General features: G+C 42.5%; 17 protein-coding genes. 8 read left to right on the forward strand and 9 right to left on the reverse strand.

All coding sequences use genetic code 11. The features are described 5' to 3' along the window. Window positions 1-66 precede the first annotated feature (66 nt). The 3 genes from AAA970_RS08205 to AAA970_RS08215 all read left to right on the forward strand — a co-directional run bounded on the left by AAA970_RS08205 (window position 67) and on the right by AAA970_RS08215 (window position 3,772). Window positions 67-873 (forward strand): aminotransferase class IV, encoded by an 807-nt coding sequence (locus tag AAA970_RS08205; RefSeq protein WP_338236712.1) that lies wholly within the window; start codon window positions 67-69, stop codon window positions 871-873. An 81-nt stretch (window positions 874-954) separates the two neighbouring features. Beyond that, window positions 955-1,239 carry a hypothetical protein gene (locus tag AAA970_RS08210; RefSeq protein WP_338236713.1) on the forward strand — a complete coding sequence of 95 codons (285 nt, stop codon included), beginning with the start codon at window positions 955-957 and terminating at the stop codon, window positions 1,237-1,239. 226 nt (window positions 1,240-1,465) lie between these two features. After that, on the forward strand, window positions 1,466-3,772 hold the full coding sequence (locus AAA970_RS08215) for a patatin-like phospholipase family protein (protein WP_338236714.1): 2,307 nt from the start codon (window positions 1,466-1,468) through the stop codon (window positions 3,770-3,772). 257 nt (window positions 3,773-4,029) lie between these two features. Here the strand turns inward: AAA970_RS08215 and AAA970_RS08220 are convergent, their stop codons facing one another. From AAA970_RS08220 to AAA970_RS08250, 7 genes are all read right to left on the reverse strand, one after another. Next, complete coding sequence (locus tag AAA970_RS08220; RefSeq protein ID WP_338236715.1) at window positions 4,030-4,176, reverse strand: hypothetical protein; 147 nt, start codon at window positions 4,174-4,176, stop codon at window positions 4,030-4,032. 72 nt (window positions 4,177-4,248) lie between these two features. Continuing rightward, complete coding sequence (locus tag AAA970_RS08225) at window positions 4,249-6,855, reverse strand: malectin domain-containing carbohydrate-binding protein (RefSeq protein WP_338236716.1); 2,607 nt, start codon at window positions 6,853-6,855, stop codon at window positions 4,249-4,251. A gap of 110 nt (window positions 6,856-6,965) precedes the next feature. Then, a complete protein-coding gene (locus tag AAA970_RS08230) occupies window positions 6,966-8,207 on the reverse strand; it encodes a hypothetical protein (protein ID WP_338236717.1) in 1,242 nt (413 codons plus the stop codon). Then, window positions 8,204-8,824, reverse strand: coding sequence for a hypothetical protein (locus tag AAA970_RS08235; RefSeq protein ID WP_338236718.1), 621 nt, complete (start codon window positions 8,822-8,824; stop codon window positions 8,204-8,206). The genes AAA970_RS08230 and AAA970_RS08235 overlap by 4 nt, the downstream gene beginning before the upstream one ends. A gap of 705 nt (window positions 8,825-9,529) precedes the next feature. After that, window positions 9,530-10,015 carry a DUF4494 family protein gene (locus AAA970_RS08240; RefSeq protein WP_060686428.1) on the reverse strand — a complete coding sequence of 162 codons (486 nt, stop codon included), beginning with the start codon at window positions 10,013-10,015 and terminating at the stop codon, window positions 9,530-9,532. A 69-nt stretch (window positions 10,016-10,084) separates the two neighbouring features. Next, window positions 10,085-10,507 (reverse strand): DUF1573 domain-containing protein, encoded by a 423-nt coding sequence (locus tag AAA970_RS08245; RefSeq protein WP_338236719.1) that lies wholly within the window; start codon window positions 10,505-10,507, stop codon window positions 10,085-10,087. After that, window positions 10,491-11,888 carry an ATP-dependent DNA helicase gene (locus tag AAA970_RS08250; RefSeq protein ID WP_338236720.1) on the reverse strand — a complete coding sequence of 466 codons (1,398 nt, stop codon included), beginning with the start codon at window positions 11,886-11,888 and terminating at the stop codon, window positions 10,491-10,493. The genes AAA970_RS08245 and AAA970_RS08250 overlap by 17 nt, the downstream gene beginning before the upstream one ends. Before the next feature lie 72 nt (window positions 11,889-11,960). Between AAA970_RS08250 and AAA970_RS08255 the strand changes: the two genes are divergently transcribed. The 5 genes from AAA970_RS08255 to AAA970_RS08275 all read left to right on the forward strand — a co-directional run bounded on the left by AAA970_RS08255 (window position 11,961) and on the right by AAA970_RS08275 (window position 14,950). Beyond that, window positions 11,961-12,452 (forward strand): NUDIX domain-containing protein, encoded by a 492-nt coding sequence (locus AAA970_RS08255; protein WP_338236721.1) that lies wholly within the window; start codon window positions 11,961-11,963, stop codon window positions 12,450-12,452. A gap of 77 nt (window positions 12,453-12,529) precedes the next feature. Next, window positions 12,530-13,117, forward strand: coding sequence for a hypothetical protein (locus AAA970_RS08260; protein WP_338236722.1), 588 nt, complete (start codon window positions 12,530-12,532; stop codon window positions 13,115-13,117). 4 nt (window positions 13,118-13,121) lie between these two features. Next, window positions 13,122-14,015, forward strand: coding sequence for a DUF3822 family protein (locus tag AAA970_RS08265; protein WP_338236723.1), 894 nt, complete (start codon window positions 13,122-13,124; stop codon window positions 14,013-14,015). A gap of 33 nt (window positions 14,016-14,048) precedes the next feature. Then, window positions 14,049-14,504 carry a pantetheine-phosphate adenylyltransferase gene (gene coaD / locus AAA970_RS08270; protein WP_053405083.1) on the forward strand — a complete coding sequence of 152 codons (456 nt, stop codon included), beginning with the start codon at window positions 14,049-14,051 and terminating at the stop codon, window positions 14,502-14,504. 5 nt (window positions 14,505-14,509) lie between these two features. Then, entirely contained in the window at window positions 14,510-14,950 is a 441-nt protein-coding gene (locus AAA970_RS08275; protein ID WP_053405084.1) for a hypothetical protein, read from the forward strand. A 270-nt stretch (window positions 14,951-15,220) separates the two neighbouring features. Here AAA970_RS08275 and AAA970_RS08280 read toward each other — a convergent pair whose 3' ends face one another. Both AAA970_RS08280 and AAA970_RS08285 read right to left on the reverse strand, forming a co-directional pair. Further along, window positions 15,221-16,510, reverse strand: coding sequence for a metallophosphoesterase (locus AAA970_RS08280; protein ID WP_338236724.1), 1,290 nt, complete (start codon window positions 16,508-16,510; stop codon window positions 15,221-15,223). Between the two features lie 268 nt (window positions 16,511-16,778). Beyond that, complete coding sequence (locus AAA970_RS08285) at window positions 16,779-20,225, reverse strand: efflux RND transporter permease subunit (protein WP_338236725.1); 3,447 nt, start codon at window positions 20,223-20,225, stop codon at window positions 16,779-16,781. Window positions 20,226-20,236 lie beyond the last annotated feature (11 nt).

The following is a 20,236-nucleotide window of genomic DNA, read 5'->3' on the forward strand; positions in this document are numbered from 1 at the left end:
ATCAATGAAAATCTTATTAATTTGGCCGATCTAAAACCTTTTTTATATAATCGGTAAAATAACGCTATGAAAGTCCTTTTTAATCATCAAATACTGGAAGCCCATCAAGTCAAAATTCCCTGGTACGACAGAGGGTTCCAGTATGCGGATGGCATTTTTGAAACAATCATCGTAAAAGGAGGAATAATTCAATTCTGGGATTACCATTTAGAAAGGTTAAAAAATGGACTTCAATGTTTGAAATTAGAAAATTCCCCTCAATCTACGCCCATTGATTGGAAGGAAAAAACCTTAGAATTATTAAAAAATAATCGATTGGAGGATGCGCGAATCAAGATCATGGTTTGGAGAAAATCAGGCGGTCTTTATACGCCTCAATCCATGGACTTTGATTTCCTGATCAGCAGCCAGCAATACAACGATTTATCAAACTCCTCCATTAACCAATGCGGCATCAGCCAGGAAGTACGGTTAGGCAGAAGCTCTTTCTCTCATTGCAAAACCATAAATGCCCTTCCCTATGTCATCGCAGGTATGGAACGAAAAGAAAATCAGTGGCAAGAAATTATCCTTTTAGACTACTTTGGCCACATCAGCGAATGTGGAAGTGCTAATATTTTCTGGATGAAAAACCAAACGGTATACACGCCCTCTTTGGAAAGTGGTTGTATCTCAGGGGTGAGACGAGCGGCCTTGGTGGATCAATTGCGAAAGGCAGATATCCCGGTAGTTGAAGGGCTGTTTGCTCCGGAAAGCCTGTTTGGTGCGGATGCCGTCTGGAAAACCAATGTGACCGGAATTGTCGCTATCACACAAATTGAAAACCACCTTTTCCAGCAAAACCTTCCCACCGTTATTAAAAACTTGTATTAATCCAAGGCCTTTCATTTCCGGCAAACGAATCGCGACAGGCATCGTTATTACTGATAGGAAAGGAAACTAACGCTAAGTATTATGCTCAATAAAGAAACTGCTTTAGTCTGGAAACTGGTCTGCATGGATGAAAAAACCATTCAGGACTGGAAAAAACAAGCCGCGGCTGTGGACAATGATGCGGAATTGTTAAGTAGCAAAATCCGGGACTGGCTGACCAATATGAGTCAGAAAGTAGACCGGGAAGCGGAAGATGTCGAACATCAATTTGTAGAAGAAATGGCACAGGTGGTAGACTGGGATTTAATTTCCCGATCTATTATTTATTCTTTACAACCTCCTGTACCCAAAGAAGAAATCAACTAAGCGGATTAAAGTGTATAAGATAAGTCTATCCCATTTTGGACTATAAAAAATGGAACCAATATACTGTTATTTTATCCCCTTGGATAGATTTATTGAACCTGTAAGTACATGCTAGGGGTGAAATAGGCAAGCCTGTTGTTCATTCAGCAGGCTTTTATTTTTTTTCTATTTTTTTGTAAAGCATTGGGAAAGCTTCGATATTTAAAAATGCAATCGAATAGCCCATATGCCAAAATATTATACCCTCCTTGTTTATTTCCTTTTCCTCCCCTTTATTCTTTTTGGAAAGGATAAAAACACCGCTGAGCGACCTAAAATAGGCCTGGTTTTAAGTGGCGGTGGCGCCAAAGGCCTCGCGCATATCGGTATCCTAAAGGCGATGGAAAATGCCGGTATCCGCCCGGATTACATCACCGGCACTTCTATGGGCTCACTAGTCGGTGGATTATACGCCATCGGTTACAGTGCAGATGAAATTGAAACGATCGTAAGTGGCGTAGACTGGGAAAAAGTACTTTCTAATAAAATTCCTTTTCGAAATGTGGTGGTGGAGGAAAAGCCCTATTACAATCGTTTTATGATTGACTTGGTTTTTGATGGAAAAAAACTCAGTCTTCCGGCAGGAGTGCTCCAAAGCCAACAAATCAACCAATTGCTTTCCACGCTCACACGAGGCGTTCACAATATTGAGTCCTTTGATGATTTCCCCATCCCCTTTCGCTGTGTCGCCTCGGATATTGTGAAAGGCGAAAAGGTCGTCCTGGACTCCGGTAACCTGGCGCTTTCCATGCGTGCTTCCATGGCGATACCGTCTATATTTACGCCCATTGAAATGGGAGACCGTATTTTAGTGGACGGTGGACTTATCCGGAATTTTCCGGTGGATGAGGTACTGGAAATGGGAGCAGACTATGTTATTGGGGTATTGGTAGCCCAGGATCTACTTGATCGAAAGAATTTAAAATCTGCCACCGGCATCCTTTACCAATCTGCCTGGATGAACGGCGTGTATGATACCCGGGAACAAACCAAAAAATGTGATATTTTAATCACTCCGGACCTTATGGCCTTCTCAGCGGCTTCCTTTAGCAAAACGCCTGAAATTCTGGAAATAGGCAAGGAATATGGCGCTTTATACGAGGATCAATTTCAGGCCCTAGCGGATAGTTTGGCAAAATTCCCTGAGCAAAATACTTTGAAAAAACCTCTACTGAAGGACGAATATAAAATTACCGAATTGGATTTGGGGCCAAATTTGAATCGTAATCAGGACTTATTGGAATCGACCATTAAAATGAAAAAATCTAATGAATGGTCCATTAATGAAATCAATAATGAGCTTACACGTCTGTATGGAACCCTGAAGTTCTCCAATCTGAATTTTGAAATTGAAGACACCGAAAAAAAAGATGGTGATGCGATAAAAATCATTGGGCAGGAAAGTCCTCCCGGTCGTTTATCTTTTAGCCCGAATTATTCCTCGGAATATCGCACCGGACTGGTGTTTAATTTTGCCATATACGATTTTCTGGCCCCTTCTTCCCGCTGGCTGGGGGAGCTCAATCTGTCAGAAAACCCCTATATCCATTTAAACTTCCTGAAGAATATTGGAAAAAGTAATCGCTTTGCTCTTTACGCTGACATTAATGCCATCCAAAACCCCCTTCCCCGATATAATGAAAAAGGCAATAAAACAGCCCTGATGACGGAAGCCATTTTTCAACCACGGGTGGGATTAAGGACGACCGGCACATTTAGACATACTTTTGGATTGGATTTTGGCGCGAAACTGGCCAATCAATCTCCCACCATTGCAGATGAAGCCCTTCGTATTGTCAATACACTGAGTTACACCAATATGGAGTATCGTTTTACCTACAGCTACAACAGTATAAACCGAAGGTACTACCCTACCTCCGGGGCCTGGGTAAACTTTAATACCATAGTGGGGGAAGGGGTCGAGCGGATTAAGTTTGACAATGAGGCGGTTAGTGATATAGTGGAAGAACAAGTCAATCTAAGCGAATTTGTCACCCTTTCTGAAATTGCTGTTTCAACTTTTGGATTTGACCAATATGTGCAATTCAATGATAACCTTTCGCTTCAAATTGGAGGGAATTTGGGCTTCTCCTACAATACCAATCAAAATTTATTGAATTCCCTTTACGTTGGAGGCTTTTACCCCAGAGAAGAGAACTCCATTCCTTTTTGGGGATTAAGCCTAAGAGAAATCCCGGTGGAGAACCTGGGAATTGCACGGCTGGGGATTCAATATGGTTTCCAGAACAAATTATTCCTCAAACTGATGGCTAATTATGGGAAGATGAAGCTGGTGGATTCCTTTTTAGTCTCAGACCTTAACCCACAGCCCGACCCATTTATTTTGGAACCTAATTCACAGGAATTTGAAGCTTTTGGGGTAGGTGGAGAAATTGGGTATTTAACGCCTTTTGGGCCGATCTCGTTTCAAAGTGGAAAAGTGATTGGCAACCGCCGCATCACCAGTAATATTATTATTGGTTTTTGGTTGTAAAGATAAAGAGCCACCTCCCCTTGGAAGGCAGCCCACCCTTAATCGACAATCATTAATCTTTGAGATTCCGGTTCTTTTCCATCGATCCGATACCGCACCATATAGGTACCATTTTCCTAACCATAGGGAAATAAGTTGACCCGAAGCAAGATATCCACCATTGAAGTGATTGGCAACCGCCGCATCACCAGCAATATTATTAATGGTTTTTGGTTGTAAAGATAAAGGGCCACCTTCCCTTGGAAGGCAGCCCACCCTTAATCGACAATCATTAATCTTTGAGATTCCGGTTCTTTCCCATCAATCCGGTACCGCACCATATAGGTGTCATTTCCCAGACCATAAGGAAATAAATTGACCTGGAGCTGGTTAGCCTCTATTGATGTGATTGGTAACCGCCGCATCACCAGCAATATTATTATTGGTTTTTGGCAGTAAAGATAAAGGGCCACCTCCCCTTGGAAGGCAGCCCACCCTTAATCGACAATCATTAATCTTTGAGATTCCTGTTCTTTCCCATCGATCCAGTACCGCACCATATAAGTGCCATTTTCCAGACCATAGGGAAATAAATTGACCTGGAGCAGGTTGTCCACCATTGAAAACAGGGAGGAATCCACTATTCGTACTTTACCATCCATGGACAGAATCTGCATAGCAAATTCGGATGGATCATTGATCTCTATATTAAAGTTTACATAATCCTTGGTAGGATTAGGGAACATAATGGCCTGATCTTCCAGAGAAAATTCCGCATTAATGGTTTGCAAAAAACCCAGGGTCCACAATTCATTCACAGGACTGGCATTGGTCACTCTGATCGCAGAAATCTTAGCATTATCCGCACAAAGGTTTGTTTCACCCCCATCTACATAAAAACGTAAATTCAATTCCTGGTCCTTTGCCTGCACAATGAACCTTTTCACCAGCGCCTGATGACTTCCCCCAGCTTCTCTGAAAATATCCAGGGCCTGAATAACCTGTTCGCCTTCAATGTCAACGTTAAAAAATCGGTTACCGGGCGCATCCCAGTACACTTCCGTAAAGTGCAACTCTACCTGATAAAAACGGTTTGTTTCAGCCGGAATCACATAAGAAAAATCTTTACCAAAACGTTCCGTCAAATACAATTGAGGGTCCTCCGTACCTTGAATCGCCACATTTCCTCCCAAACTAAATGGCCTCCCTCCTTCGAAATATTTATCCGCAGAAAACAAATCTCCGGAAGAAGCAATGTATCCATCCACCGCATTAGCATTGATCAAAGTACCTGATTGAGGCGGATCCTGATTGAAGCTTTTCACAAATTTCATAGCGGAAAGCTTTGGATTACCATCCACTCCAGAGGGAAGATTTACCGGTTTTTTAAATTTTATTCTCGTAATCCCCTCGGTGGCTTTGAAATTGAAATTTTCCACGGCAGCTTCAAAGGGCTTACCCGCCTTGCCGATAATATCATAATTTTCAAGAATCCTTTGATCGTTGAGGTATACATCAAACAATCTCTTCCCCACGGCTTGATGAAAGATCTCCGCAAAATAGAGCGTCAGCTCATAATTTTGCCCCACTTCCGTATTTAATCGGTATTCGAATTCACCGTAGCGCTCTGACCAAAACAGCTCATCCAAGTCCGTATTGCCAATCTCCGGCCTGGACATATCAGTATAACTCCCTCCCCCGCGCGCGAAATTGTCCGGTTCAAATAGTTCGAAATCATCCGTTAAAACAGGCTCAACGCCACTGGCATTTAGAAAGACTCCCTCCCTGATTTGTTCCGGAATGACCGTCACCGCATTGACCATGGCCAAGCCTGGGCTCCCCTCTTCCTGCACAAATCGAATGTCTAGCATATCATCCTCCGAAACCACTTCCAGCACTACCTGATGAGCAATCGCCCTACCTCCGGCCTCTTGAACTACATCAAAATTTTCATAAACCTCAAAGCCATCCAACCAAATATCAAAGACACGCTCTCCCACCGCATCATATTCTAACTCTGCAAATTCCAGAACAATCCGGTACCGAAGACCCGCTTCAACCGGGATTTTATAAGAAAAATCTTCCCCTTCCCGAAATTCCCGCAAAATACGATCCTCTATGGTTCCGGATATCAGCCGATAAGGGAGTTCTTTCAATGCTCCACCATAAAAAAATCGATCTTCCTCAAAGTGCTTTCCTTCGTCGGAGAAAAAATTCTGCAAAGAACCGGCATTCAGGTATAAGGGGGTTCTTAAATTCCGACTGTTACTTTCTTGAATTACCTCTATGGTGAAAGTATCTTCTATTACCTGATTACACTCACTCACCATCCGCATGGCGACTTCATGGGTTCCAATTCCAAATTTACTTCCGGATGGAATGGACGTCTCCACTATGGCTTCTTCAATGCCCCAATAGGCTTCCGCATCGTAGAAAACTGCTGTGCCTGAAGCGTCTCGGGTATATACTTTATAACCGCGAGGATAATAGGGTTCAAAGATTTTTTCTCCGATCACCTGTATGATCTGCACCCGCTCCGTGGTATTCCCATCATAATCATAGGCGGTCCAGGTGCGAAAAACGCGGGTGGTGTTGCAATCAACTTCCTCGGCTTTATCGGTATAACAAAGTCCACGAATCTCTGTACATTCATCCTCAGCAGTGGGCTTAAGGGTAACATCCGGTGAAACCGACAAATTCCAATGCTTGGGATCCAAGCGGGGAACATCAATATCTTCAGGAAAGGAGGTAAACACCGGTCCGGTATTATCATCAGAGGAAAAAATCTGAACGGTATAGTCCCCTTCAAGGTCTAATTGATCGGTAACTTTAAGGAAGTAATAACCATATGACAGGCCATCAAGGGAAGTCGTTCCCTCCAGGGGGTTACCCATTTCATCCACCCAATCATATTGATAGGGAGGCAATCCTCCTTTGACTTCTACTTCCACAAAACCGGATGCTTTTCCACAGGAAGAATTGCCAAAGGCTACCTGCTTAATGGTAATGGGTTCAATGCCTGCATAGGAGTGATAACTAAATGCAGGCCAACTAATGACGACAAAAAGAAATCGTACAAAAAACGAGCGTAAACTATTTTTCATGATGTCGATAAGTAATGATGCGATTAGGGTTATATGTATATAGACATTTATTCGCCTCCTTAAGATTATGCTTTAGGATAAAGGATAAATCTCCAATACAAAGTCTATTATTACCTGACCAAAAGAGTGATCTGCTCCCGTGGGGCGTAAACCAAAGTTCCTTTTGGAATAAAAAGGAAATCCCCGGGGATGACGTTAGAATAGAAAGTATCATCCACCAAATCTTCCTGATCAAAAAGAATTTTCCTTTTGCCCTGCCAAAAATCATAACAATAGAATCCACCGTTATCTTCCTTATTGATGACCTCCAGCAATACAGACGCATTTTTGAAATAGGAAAATACGCATTGCCCATCTTCAACCATCAAAAATGCTTTATGGGATTCACCGGAAAGATTATGGACGGATTGAAAATCCACCTGCATAGCCGACTCCTGATTACTGAAGGGTTGAGGAGGATAATAAGAAGGAAATAAAAAGCTTCCCTTAATCTGCTCCATACAAACATTAAAAAGGGCATTGAATTCAGTTGGGCTTATTCCCTGGCCAAAATAATGCAGAACCTGATGAACCAACATTTGATTAAGCTTAAGAGTAAAGCTTCCCAAATCTATCTGGCGCTGATGGTATTGCGCGAAAAAGCGTTCATAGACCAAACTACGCATAATCACTTTTCGGGCATACTTTTCCGCATGTTCCCCAATTCCATTATAGGCGCGAATTCCTTCAAATTTATTGTCAGCTCCATATTCTTTTTCAAGTTTCAAAAAATCAAAAGTAAAGCGAACCATATCGCGGACAGAACGAAAATGATGCTGCCCCTTGCGGTCAAAATAAAAATATTTGCTCCAAAAGGCCTTATCTTGTTGCAATAGAATACGAGCGGTGGGCTTGTACAATTGCCCAAGGCCAATACTATTCCCCCTATCACCTAAACTTTTAGGATTAAAAGCAGATTCGGTATAATGCATGGCCAGCACCACACTCAAAGGTGGTGCATCCTTTCCATATTGCTGATATGCGCGCCAGGCCTCTTCTTCATACAATTGCACTAAATCTGAAGGAACCATACCGACGCTGAAAGGATAATTCCGGTTCTTAAGTGCGTAGCAATGTCCTTCTCCTGATTCCCGGTAAAAAATCATTTTATTCGGAATAGTAAATTCCTGAGGAACACCATTTTCCTTAAGGGATTCATGCCTTTTTTTTAATGACTTTTCAAGGGCCCACTGTTGCTCTTCCTCTAATAATTCAAAGCGAAAGGTTTCCCCGGCAAACTTAAAGGCATTCGCCTTGGCCACCGGATAGCAACTTACTACAATTGATATTAAAAGTAGAAAACACCGCATCATTTTAAATTTGGAGTGAAAACAAAACTTAAACTAATGGCATTCTGATGACGATGCAGCGCATGCCCACTTACGGACTGTAATGCATTGGAATATATTTGTTGTTGATAAGTGAGTTCTACCGCTGATAATCCACTGAAAGCCCAACCCAGCCCCATATGGGAAAAAGCAGTCGCTGCCCAGGCCGCTGTATGACTATCCGGTGCAATGGCACGCATTTCATAGCCAGCTAAAAAATAAAGGGGCTGATCCGGAATAGGATGAATAACCAGTGTTAAAGGGACCCCAAACTGAAAGCTATTTTGGGTGATAGGCTTTTCGAAATTATCCACCACCAGAGGAATAATTTCATAGGACCGATAGGCCCCAAAACCAAAAAAACCTCCCGTTCTCAAAGCAAGCCGATCAGCCACATTCCACTGGTTCCCCATGGCAATGCCCATTCTTAATTGCCCCACCTGCCCTGCCAGGGATTCTGTCCAGGCAAAAGAATTGGCCACTGAAATCGCTCCCCAGGCACCTGAAGTGCTCCGGCAGAAGCCCTTTTGAAATTTGGCCCCACCTGCCATAAGCGGGCTACTCAAAAGAATAAGTAAGAAAAGTGGTAAATATTTCTTCATACGGCTAGGTTAGGTTGGTTTTCGAGCTAAAAACTACACACCTAACCACCTGAATGCGAATCAGTTTGACCCCTGATTTAGAAATTGACGAACAAGTAGGATTTCTTTATAAACGTTCATTTTTTCAAGAGTCTCTTTAAATAAAAGACGCTTGAGAACACCAATTTCACCATTCTATTGGTTTACCCCTATTATAAACACCAAATACGCATGTAAGCTATCGCCACCAACTTCATTCATTTACAGTTGATAACCTCCAAAAAACTATCAGGAACACTCTATTTCTTACCTTAAAATTGCTTTGTGGAAAAAAATCCATTTCTTAGCCTGAATTATTCATCGCTAAATTGAGAGCCCCTACTTGAAATACTTATCCTCCTTTTATTACAGGTATTTTTCTTTCATTTTAAAATGTCCAAATATGGGTATGCTTGCTTTCTCCTCTTTCATAAGCTACTTTGAAAAAAAATGGAAATAGGAAAAATTCCTTCATTTTTCCCGCCTTGCAGCTAAACGAGGATTGAAGCATGAATAATCCGGGTTAAAGCCTCAATAATCCTGGCTAATTTTAAGGACAAGAATTTTGGGCATAAAAAAAAAAGCTGCCAACTTTCTGTTGACAGCCTTTTTTGTAGTATTTCAAAGCCTGCATTCGGCTCTAAAAACGATATGTTTTAAAAACGCTCATCATTTTGAGCACCGGTTTTATTCCGCCTCTTCTGTTTTTTCCACAGGTTTAAAACCCTCAGGCACTCTTTGATCCGGACTTTTGTATTTGAATATTTCTACAATCGGAGTTTCTGCAATTTCCGGAATTTGAAAGGGCACCAACATAGAGGAAAGGCTCTCCTGAATACGCTCATAGGCCTCTTTTACGTTGGCTGCCGAAACGATCATCAAATTGGAAACTTTCTTCTCTTTTTTTGCTTCCTCATCAATCATCACATAGGTCACCTTACATTTGTGCCAATTGTCCGTATCCGGGTATTCAAAAACGTCCACAATTCTACTTTTGGACATATTGGTCACCTGAAACTCTCCACGAATCACAGAACCCAGCTCCTCATGGATACGAGATTCCGCTTCAGTAAAAGACAGGGCATCTACCAAATAGGCCTCAGAAATGTTTTTCAAAATACCTTTATCGTCTTCCTTGCGATATTTTACCTTACAAAGAAACCAGTTATTCATAAATATCTTTAATTAAAATGTATGCTTATTCAAGGGCATGCAAGATAGAAATTTTTCCCATCAATGAATTTAATTTTCCATTTCTTTCGGGACCACCTGTCCACTTAACCGCAAAACCTTATAGCCCTCCACCACATTACAAACCACCCGAATCAATTTATTTTGCCGCCCCACTTTGCCGGTTGAATTAAACTTCACTACAATTTTCGACTTCTCTCCGGAATAAATGGGGTCATGCGGCCATTCCGGAATGGTGCAACCGCAGGTACTCATCACCTTGGAAATAATGAGCGGCTCCCCGCCCTCATTCACCACCGCGAAGGCCACTTCTATTTCCTCTCCCTCGGTTATTTCACCGAAATCCACCACCTCATTTTCCCACTTGACTATTGGATGCTGCTGGGCAAAAACCGCCGAGCTGAAGACTAGCATCCAGAAAATAATCCATGCACTTTTCATGATGATCTTCTTTTGGTTAAAAGAACTTTTCATTAAAATTCATCAAAAACAATTCCTCACTGGCGCGGGTAACAGCCGTATAGAGCCAGCGTAGCCATTCTGCATTTACCTGATCTTCCCGCAGGTAGCCCTGGTCCACGAAAATGGCCGGCCATTGCCCACCCTGTGCCTTGTGACAGGTCAGGGCATAGGCAAATTTCACCTGCAGGGCATTCAAATAAGGATCCTTCCGAAGGGCCTCTCGGAATTTTATTTCAGAACTTTCGTCTTGATAATCCAACTTTACCGCTTGCTGCAATTGCTGAAATTGTTCCTCGGTCAATGCCGGGCTATGCGTATACAAGGTATCCAAACATACCATAGCATCAAAGGGTAATTGCCTCTCTACATCCAATAATCTTAACTGCAAAAGGGCAAATTTGAATCCGTATCGCTCCTCCAGGTTGATCACCTTCATCACTTCCACAAAATCCCCATTGGCCAGAAAACCGGCGGGCGCATCATCCGGAAGAATGGAATAATTGTTTTTAACAATCATCAGGAAATCACCCGCCTCAATCTCCTCCTCCGCGAAGCGGATCGCCCTTCGAATATATTGATTATACTGAACCGCCGAACGGTTGGACCGGCAAATAATGGCCGTTCCCTCCACCCCAAATTTGTCATAGGCGTATCGAAGACCATCCTCCAGCCGCTCGCCCGTCATTCGATAAATATCCTCATAGCCTCCCACCTGCAATTTTGGCTGGGCACTGGCCCTTTGAATTTCATAGCGTAAACGGGTGGCATTAGTCAAAATACCCGATCCCTCAGCCTGTCGTACTACCTCTGTCAACTCAAAACTATTGACTTTCAGTCCGTATTTCCCTTCCAGATGAAATGGCTTCAGTGCCGGGCTCTCCTGAAAGCCCACCGGAGGCAGCTGGGCTACATCTCCAACCAGCAAAAGCTTATTAGAGGGGTCCGCAAAAACAAATTGCAACAAATCAGCAAAAACACTGCTCCCACTGTAGTTCCCTTCATCACTTAGCATGGAAGCCTCATCTACTATGAACACGGTGCGCTTGGCATTATTTTTTTGAAGATCAAAACTTAACAGGCCACTCATTTCATCCACCACCTGTTTATAAATTAAACGGTGAATGGTAAAAGCACGACGGCCGGAATAATTGGCCATCACCTTAGCTGCCCGGCCCGTGGGTGCCATTAATAAGGAGCGATAGGCTATATAAGTGAGACTTTTGGTAATGGCAGACACCACCGAAGTCTTACCGGTACCGGCATAGCCTCTCAGGATAAACACCTGCTGTTGTTCATTGCTCATAAACTCATCCAGCAACTCAAAAACCAATTGCTGGCCGGAGGTAGGCTCATGCTGAAAATGGGTGGATAATAAGGAAGCGAATTTTGCCAAGGAAGAGGTATTTAATTAGTTTCACACAAATTTAGCGCAGAGCGCCGGCAAAACTAAAGATCCTGAAAAAAAATGACCACAGAAGAAGCTATTGTTAAAACCTTTGGAGGAAAGTTGCGCATTCGAGTGAGCGGACTGTTGATAGAAAATGATAAATGCCTGATGGTAGAACACCATAGCATCAATGAAGCAGGCAATTTTTGGGGGCCTCCGGGTGGCGGATTAAATTATGCCCAAAGCATAGATCAAGCACTCAAACAAGAATTCCTGGAAGAATGTGGAATTGAAATTAGCGTGAATCGATTTTTGTTTTTTAATGAATTTTTGGAACCACCTCTTCACGCCATCGAATTATTTTATGAAGTCAAAAAACTGTCTAGCAATATCAGAATGGGCTTCGACCCGGAATTAAGCGCTGATAATCAGATTATAAAAAAATTGGATTTTCTTAGGCTACAGCAAATACAACAACTACCAAAAGGATGTCGGCATTCGTTTTTCGACCAGGCTAACGACTGGTCAGGCATCCTTGGATTAAATGGTCATTTAAAAAATGATCTTTAAACGCCAAATAAATTGTTTTGTTCGTTGCCTTGTGACCGAATAAACCTTATAATTGCATAAAAAATTAGAGAATAATAATGAACGCGACTAGGATTTTAACACTTGTTTTTGGAGCTGTGGCCATTGGTCTTGCATACTTTCTTTTCTCAGATATCAAGGCCGATATCGATCTACAGAAAAAAATCAAGGTAACAGAAAAAGCGGTTATCGAACGTTTGAAAACCATTCGAGAGGCTGAAATCGCTTACCAATCCGTATACGGTGAGTATAGCGGTAACTGGGACACTTTGAAAGCTTTTGCGGATACTGGTTCTGTATTTATCATTCAGAAGACGGAGCACATTAAGCAATTGGCTTATGGTGCGGAAGAAGTAACCATTGAAGTGGATACTTTAGATAAAATTGCTTTGCGTGATACTATCTTCACTCCATCTAAATTCCCTAACTTCGATCCATCTAAATTGAACCGTATTCCTGGTTCTTCAAAAGATTTCTCTATTTGGGCTGGTCATGTAAAAAAGGGTAACAACGAAGTAGCGGTTTTCGAGGTGAAAGACATCGATCCGGTAGACCCTACTCGTAAAGAAAGCAACCAGATTTACAGCCGTAAGCCGTTAAGAATCGGTTCTAGAACTGACGTAACAACTGCAGGTAACTTCGAATAATAAATTGACTGCTATCAGTACACTGAATTACCAAGAAGTTCATCATATTCAAGACAGCGAGAAACTCGTTATTGATGACTTGCATCACTATGACCTGCTACTGCAGATTGGTCAGCGTGACGTGCAGGCGTGCATCATTGACAGCAGAGATTCTCGCTGTCTTCTTCTTGATGACTTCATTTTACAGGAAAGTGCGACGGAGGAAGATCATGTGGAGAAGATCCGTCAACTAATCGAGGCGCATCACTTATTGCCCGCCGGATTTTGGAAGCGTATTAAAGTGGCCTTTAAGACCAATACTTTTGCTTTAGTCCCTTCTAAGTTTTTCATCCCGGATCAGGCGCAAAATTACCTCTCTTTAGTAGCGCCGGTAGATCATCAAAAAAACCTGACTTTTAGTGCCGCCTGCATGGCCAATCAGGAGGTCATCAATGTTTTCTCTGCCTCACAATTATTGGTTGACTTTCTAAGAAACCAATATCCCCTGAAGGAATTAGAATTTTACCATCAGGGAAATGCAGTGATAAACGGAATTTTTGAAGGGTCGGAAGATCAACAGGATCAATTTCACCTTTTTGTGGATCGCTTTTATCTGCATATTGTTTACGTGAACAACCGTAAGCTGAAGTTCTATAACCAGTTCCCCATCAAAAGCTTTGACGATTACGGGCAATATGCTTATATGGTGATGCAGGAGCAGGAATTGAACCGCCAAGATACAGAAGTACAAATTCACGGATTTATTTCAGCAAATAGTGCTCACTTTGAGAAATTGAAACAAATATTCCCAAAACTAATTGCGGGGAAACGACCGAAAAACTTGTTTTACCCCTTTTATTTTGATGAATTAGCCGAGAACGCCTATTTCGATATTTTATCGATGAGCCTTTGCAAATAGTAAATTTGCAAAGGCTTTTTATTATTATTGAATATGAAAAAAATCGCCCTATTCCCTGGTTCTTTTGACCCTTTCACCAAAGGACATGAAGATATTGTCAGAAGAGGCTTAGGACTTTTTGATGAAGTGCATATCGCCATTGGGCATAACACCAAAAAGCAAAGACACTTTTCTCTGGATAAAATGATCCCAAAGATGGAGGCTCTTTTTGAAAAAGAACCTCGGATAAAAATCTTCGCTTATGAGGAATTAACGGCCAATTACGCCAAAAAAATCAAGGCGAATTTTATTTTAAGGGGCCTTCGGAACACCACAGATTTCGAATACGAGAACAGTATCGCCCAAGTCAACAAACACTTGAATGATCAGCTGGAAACGGTATTCCTGATTACCTCTCCAGAATTTGCGGCGATTAGCTCCAGCATCATCCGGGAAGTACACAAATACAATGGGGATGTTAGCGATTTTGTCCCATTTCCACTAGATTAGTTTTTATGAAATATTTACTCATCTCAACCTTATTCCTATTCACCGCTTTTTCTGTACCCAAAAACGACAAAGCTTTCGAAATTCATGGCAAACGCATTCAGGTGAATCATGAAATTGGACAAAAGTTTGTAGGGAAATACCAGGGAAAAACCGGAGGTTATTTAATTCTAAATGCCGATGGAAGCGGAACTTATAAATATGATTACGCCTTTGGTTCTTGCTCCAATGAACCCATTCAGATTTCCTGGGGCATGATCAAATCTGAAAATGGAAGCCCGGTGAGTTTCACCCGAAAATACGGAAAGTCCTACCCTATTTTCTTTCAAAGTCAGGATGGAAAAAGATTCAGAGGTTGCCAGGAGGAAGTACTGGAAGATTATTTACTGGTCTATAAAGATGGAAGCATTGAAGTTTCTACTTCTGATGACTGGAAAAAAATAAATTAAAAAAATCCCCAGCCAGCAATGGTTGGGGATTTCTTTTTTGCGCCGGTTTAAGCCGAATTATTCACCGCCAGATTCAGGCATTTTCTTTAATCAGCTAATTATCAGTATAGTACATTTGCGCCGACTGAATTATTTTTTTAAACCTAAATTTGGGCAAGTTTACTAACTCCTCATTCATCTGCTTCGCTGGAAAAAACTCGAAATAGAAAACTATTCCTTCATTTCTCCCGCCTTGCAGCTAAACGAAGATTGAAGCATAAATGATCCGGCTTAAGCCTGCTCACGCTTCAATTCCAAAATGGTAATTTCAGGCAATATCCCGATTCTTCCCGGGTAACCGATATAGCCAAAACCACGATTAACATATAAATACTGGTCTTTTTCCTGATAAAGATCCGCCCACTGTTTATAACGCCACTGCGCCGGGCTCCATCGGAAGTCGCCAATCTCCACCCCAAACTGAAAACCGTGGGTGTGCCCACTCAGGGTAAGGTCGATAGCGCTATAAGCTGGGCGCACCTGAGCATCCCAATGACTGGGATCGTGGGACAATAAAATTTTAGCCTCTGTTTCTTCCATTCCCCGATAAGCCTTTTCCAGATTACCGTATTGAGCAAAACCACCAGTTCCCCAATTCTGGACGCCGATCACACCGACTTCCGCCCCATCTACCTGAATGGTCCTATTTTCATCTAATAATAAATCCCAGCCCATTTCATGATGCGCGGTATGAAGTGCTTTCAGGTTTTCCTGTTTGGATTTTGGACTGGCCCAGCGATGGTAATCGCCATAATCGTGATTACCCATCACCGAATATACACCTAAATCTGCCTTTACTTTTTCAAAAATCGGCACATATTCCCTGGCTTCCCTGGCCTCATTATTAACTAAATCACCGGTAAAGAAAACCATATCGGGTTTTTCGGCCATAAGCATCTCCACGCCACCTTTTACAGCCGTTTTATTGAAGAAGGATCCGGTGTGAATATCTGACAATTGCGCCACCTTAATCCCATCAAATGCGGGAGGCAAGTTTTTAAGAACAACCGTCTTTTTCCGTACGCGATAGTCATGAGCGCCGGAGATAATCCCAAAACTCATTGTCGCGACGGGCACCCCTACGCCCACCAGACCTGCTTTGGAGAGAAACTCCCCTCGACTAATTCCCTGGCTATCAGACTCCTTTATTGGCGATGTCGATTCTCCTGATCCTGATAATTCGGGGGTGGATTGCAAAAACTGAGTCATCCAGCGAACCCCACGCAACACATCATCAAGTACTAAAAACAACGAACCGATCATTTTCGAAAAATAAGTGATGGACAGAACGGTTAAAAATGGCTGGCGGTTTTTAGCAACCCATAGCGGATCAGCAGTGGCCATAAGCACCACACTCCCAAGACAGAGAAAAGAAAACGCCCAATAAACGCCTTTTATCCATTTGGCCGCTTGTGCGGAAAAGGAATCAGATACCACTTTTACGGCCTGATAAATATAGAGATCTAAAAGTAGCATCACGCCCATAAACACTATCATGGGGAAAAACTTTGCTAAACTCATGGTGATAAATTTTAATTACAGGTCGATTGTCAACAAAATCTTACGTAAGGTACGGCTAAAAAATGCCATAAATGAGGTTATTTTACAGATGGAGCCAATCTTTTTTGGAGGGTAGAAAAAAAGGCCAGCGCACGCTTTCATAAAATTAAAACTGCAATAATCTACCTAAAACTACTCCAAAGTGCCCGGGATTAACCGAAGACATAAAAAAAGGGAGGGAATCTTTACGACTCCTCCCCTTACAATTTAATCAATCAACCTTTACAATCTAATATACTGTTGATTTAAGCTTTAGTTTAATATCCTCAATAATAATATACATTACAGGCACAATTACCAATGTAAGAAAGGTCGCGAAAGTCAATCCAAAAATGATCGTCCATGACATAGGCCCCCAAAAGATAACATTGTCCCCACCAATATAGAAGTCGGCATTAAAGTTGGATATCCAACCTAGGAAGTCAATATTAATACCTACTGCAAGAGGAATCAAACCTAAAACGGTGGTAATCGCAGTTAAAAGTACCGGACGTAAACGCGTTTTACCCGCCTCCACGACAGCTTCTCTCAATTGATCGCTTCGTAAGCTTTCGCCCTCTTTTAAACCAATTAATCTTTCCTGCTTTTTCAGGCCGATGAAATCAATCAATACGATCGCATTATTCACCACAATCCCTGCCAGGGAAATGATCCCAATCATCGTCATGATAATAATGAAATCCATTTGAAAGACTACCAGCCCCAGGAATACGCCAATGGTAGAAAATACCACAGAGGTGATGATAATAAACGGTGCAGTAACCTGATTAAACTGTGCCACAATGATCAAAAAGATCATAAACACCGCAATCATTAAAGCGCCGGAAAGAAATCCCATCTCTTCCGCCTGCTTTTCCTGTTCTCCCCCAAATTTCACTTCATAGCCTTCCGGAATATACATATCCGCCACCAAGGCCCGGATCTGATCATTTATTTTGGTCGCATTATAACCATCCAAAACATTGGAGGACAAGGTCACCACCCGATCCAAATCCTTTCGCTTAATGGAGCCATAAGTAGAGCTCAATTCAATGGTGGCCACCGCAGATATGGGTACCTGGCGGATTTTTCCATCGGATTGATTCCGGAAAGTGATGTTTTGATTCATCAAAGCCTCAATATCATAACGATAATTTTTATCCAGTCTGAGCTGAATCTCATAATCGTCCTCGCCCTGTTTGTATTTGGAAATTTCCTTTCCAAACAAAGCCGTCCTGATTTCAGAAGCAATGGAGACCGTCGACAAGCCAAAACGGCGTGCTTTTTCGCGGTCAATGTTCACTAATAATTCAGGCTTACCACGCTCTAAATCTGACTTTAACTTTTCAATGCCCATAATGCCCGCCGTGGCAATTTCATTGGTCAGATCATCGGACAAGCCAATAAGCTTTTCAAACTTAGGGCCTGAAATTTCAATACTGATCGGCTTACCTGTCGGTGGACCATTCTGATCCTGATCTACCGTAATGGAAACTCCCGGAGCACCATCAATTCCATCCCTGATGTCATTCATAATCGTTCTGGTGCTCACCCCTCCTCGATCAGCAAAATCCACAAAATTGATCGTGATACGTGCCTTATGCGGAGTAGATGCACCACCAACCGACATTTCGCCGGGATCACTGGTTCCCTCCCCCACATTGGAAATAATCGACTCCACAATTGCGCCATAAGGTTTCACCAAAGCCGCAACCTGTTTTTCAATCTTCTTGCCGGTAACATTGGTGGTTTCAATGTCTGTCCCTACCGGATATTCGATAAATACATTGACATATTTAGGATCGCCGGTCGGGAAGAATTCCACATTGGGTGTAAAAACCCCCATCAGTGCAAAAGAGAAAATCAACATGCCGACGGTTCCAAAGAAGAAAGCGTAGGGACCTCTGCCCGTTACCGCTTTTCGTAAAGTACCTTCATACAAATTCTCCAGCCAAGGAAGGAATATCGCCTGAAAACGTTCACTTAAAGGAGTTAAAACATAAACATTTAAAAGCAGTACACCACCGGCCATTCCTAAAAGATTCCCAAGGGTATTGAAGAATTTGCCATCCGCATCGGAACCATGCATGGCCACCATTTTTAAAGCGAAAACAGCCAAACCGGCCACTATTAACCCCACTCCCCAAAAGTTCACTTTACGATAATTCAGTTGCATGCCTTCTCCCTGCACTTTCATAAAATGGGCAATGAATACCGGGTTAATGACCAAAGCCACAAAAAGGGATGAGCCCAGGGTGATCATCAGGGTGATCGGCAAATACTTCATAAATTCCCCCATCATGCCCGGCCAGAAAGCCAAAGGCAGGAAGGCCGCTAAGGTAGTGGCCGTAGAAGAAATAATTGGCAAAGCCACCTCTCCCACTCCTTTTTTAGCAGCATCAAAGGGCTGTAGCCCTTCTTCCATCATCCGGTAAACATTTTCCACCACCACGATACCATTATCCACCAACATTCCCAATGCCATAATCAGGGAGAATAACACAATCATATTGATCGTTACGCCCATGATACCGAGAATCAAAAAAGATAAAAACATGGAAAGTGGAATGGCCATTCCCACAAATAACGCATTACGCGTACCCAGGAAAAACAATAGCACCAAGACCACCAGAATTACCCCGGAAATGATATTGTTCTCCAGACTATTCACCTGCGTACGGGTCTCTTTGGACTGGTCTCCCGTCATGACAATGTTTAAGTCCTCCGGAAAAACATTTTTTTGCGCATAGGCCAGAACTTTATTGATCTTTTCGGTCGCGGCTAACAGGTTCTCTCCGGAACGTTTCACCACGTCAACCATCACCACCGACTCCTCGCCCAAGCGCGCAAAAGACTCCGGATCTTTATAATCAAATTCCACGGTGGCCACATCTCGCAGATAAACTATATTTCCGTTTTCCGCTTTCACCACTACATCCAGTAAATTTTCCGGTTCCGAGAATTCCCCTAAAATCCGAATATTCCGGCGCACACCATCGGAAAGGGCATCTCCCCCGGAAATATTGACATTTTCATTCGCCACCGCCATTTCGATGTCTCCAAAGGACACCATGCGGGCAGCCATCAGATAAGGATTACAGTTAATCTTAACCTCGCGCTCCCCTACACCACGAATTTCAACTTTAGAGATTTCACGAAATTTTTCAATTTCATCCTCCAGGTACTCTGCATACTCATTCAACTGCACCATTGGGTAATCCCCGGACAGGTTGATATTCAAAATGGGAAATTCGGAGAAATTAAGTTCGAATACATCCGGCTCAAACTTTAAATCTGTAGGTAATTCAGAGCGGGCTTTATCCACCGCATCCTTCACTTTCACCAAAGCATCCTTCACATCCGTTCCGGTCACAAATTCGATGATAATGGTCGAATAGCCCTGAACAGAGGTAGACTTGATGTTATCAATATTCTCCACCGTATTGATTTCCTTTTCCAAAGGACGGGTAATCAGGTTCTCAATATCTGCGGGAGAGTTACCGGAATAGATCGTCCCGACGTAAATGGTCGGCATCTCTACCTCCGGGAAGTTTTCCTTGGGCAGGTTGACGTATTGATAAATCCCGGCAATGGCAATAATCAAAGTCATCACCATCACTGTCGCACTATTATTCAAGGAGAGAGAGGTTAAGCCAAACTCCTTGGTAATTTTATTTTTTTGCTTATTTTCTTCCATGATCAGGTGCG

Source organism: Persicobacter diffluens (assembly GCF_036244895.1).
Taxonomy (GTDB): Bacteria; Bacteroidota; Bacteroidia; order Cytophagales; family Cyclobacteriaceae; genus Persicobacter; species Persicobacter diffluens.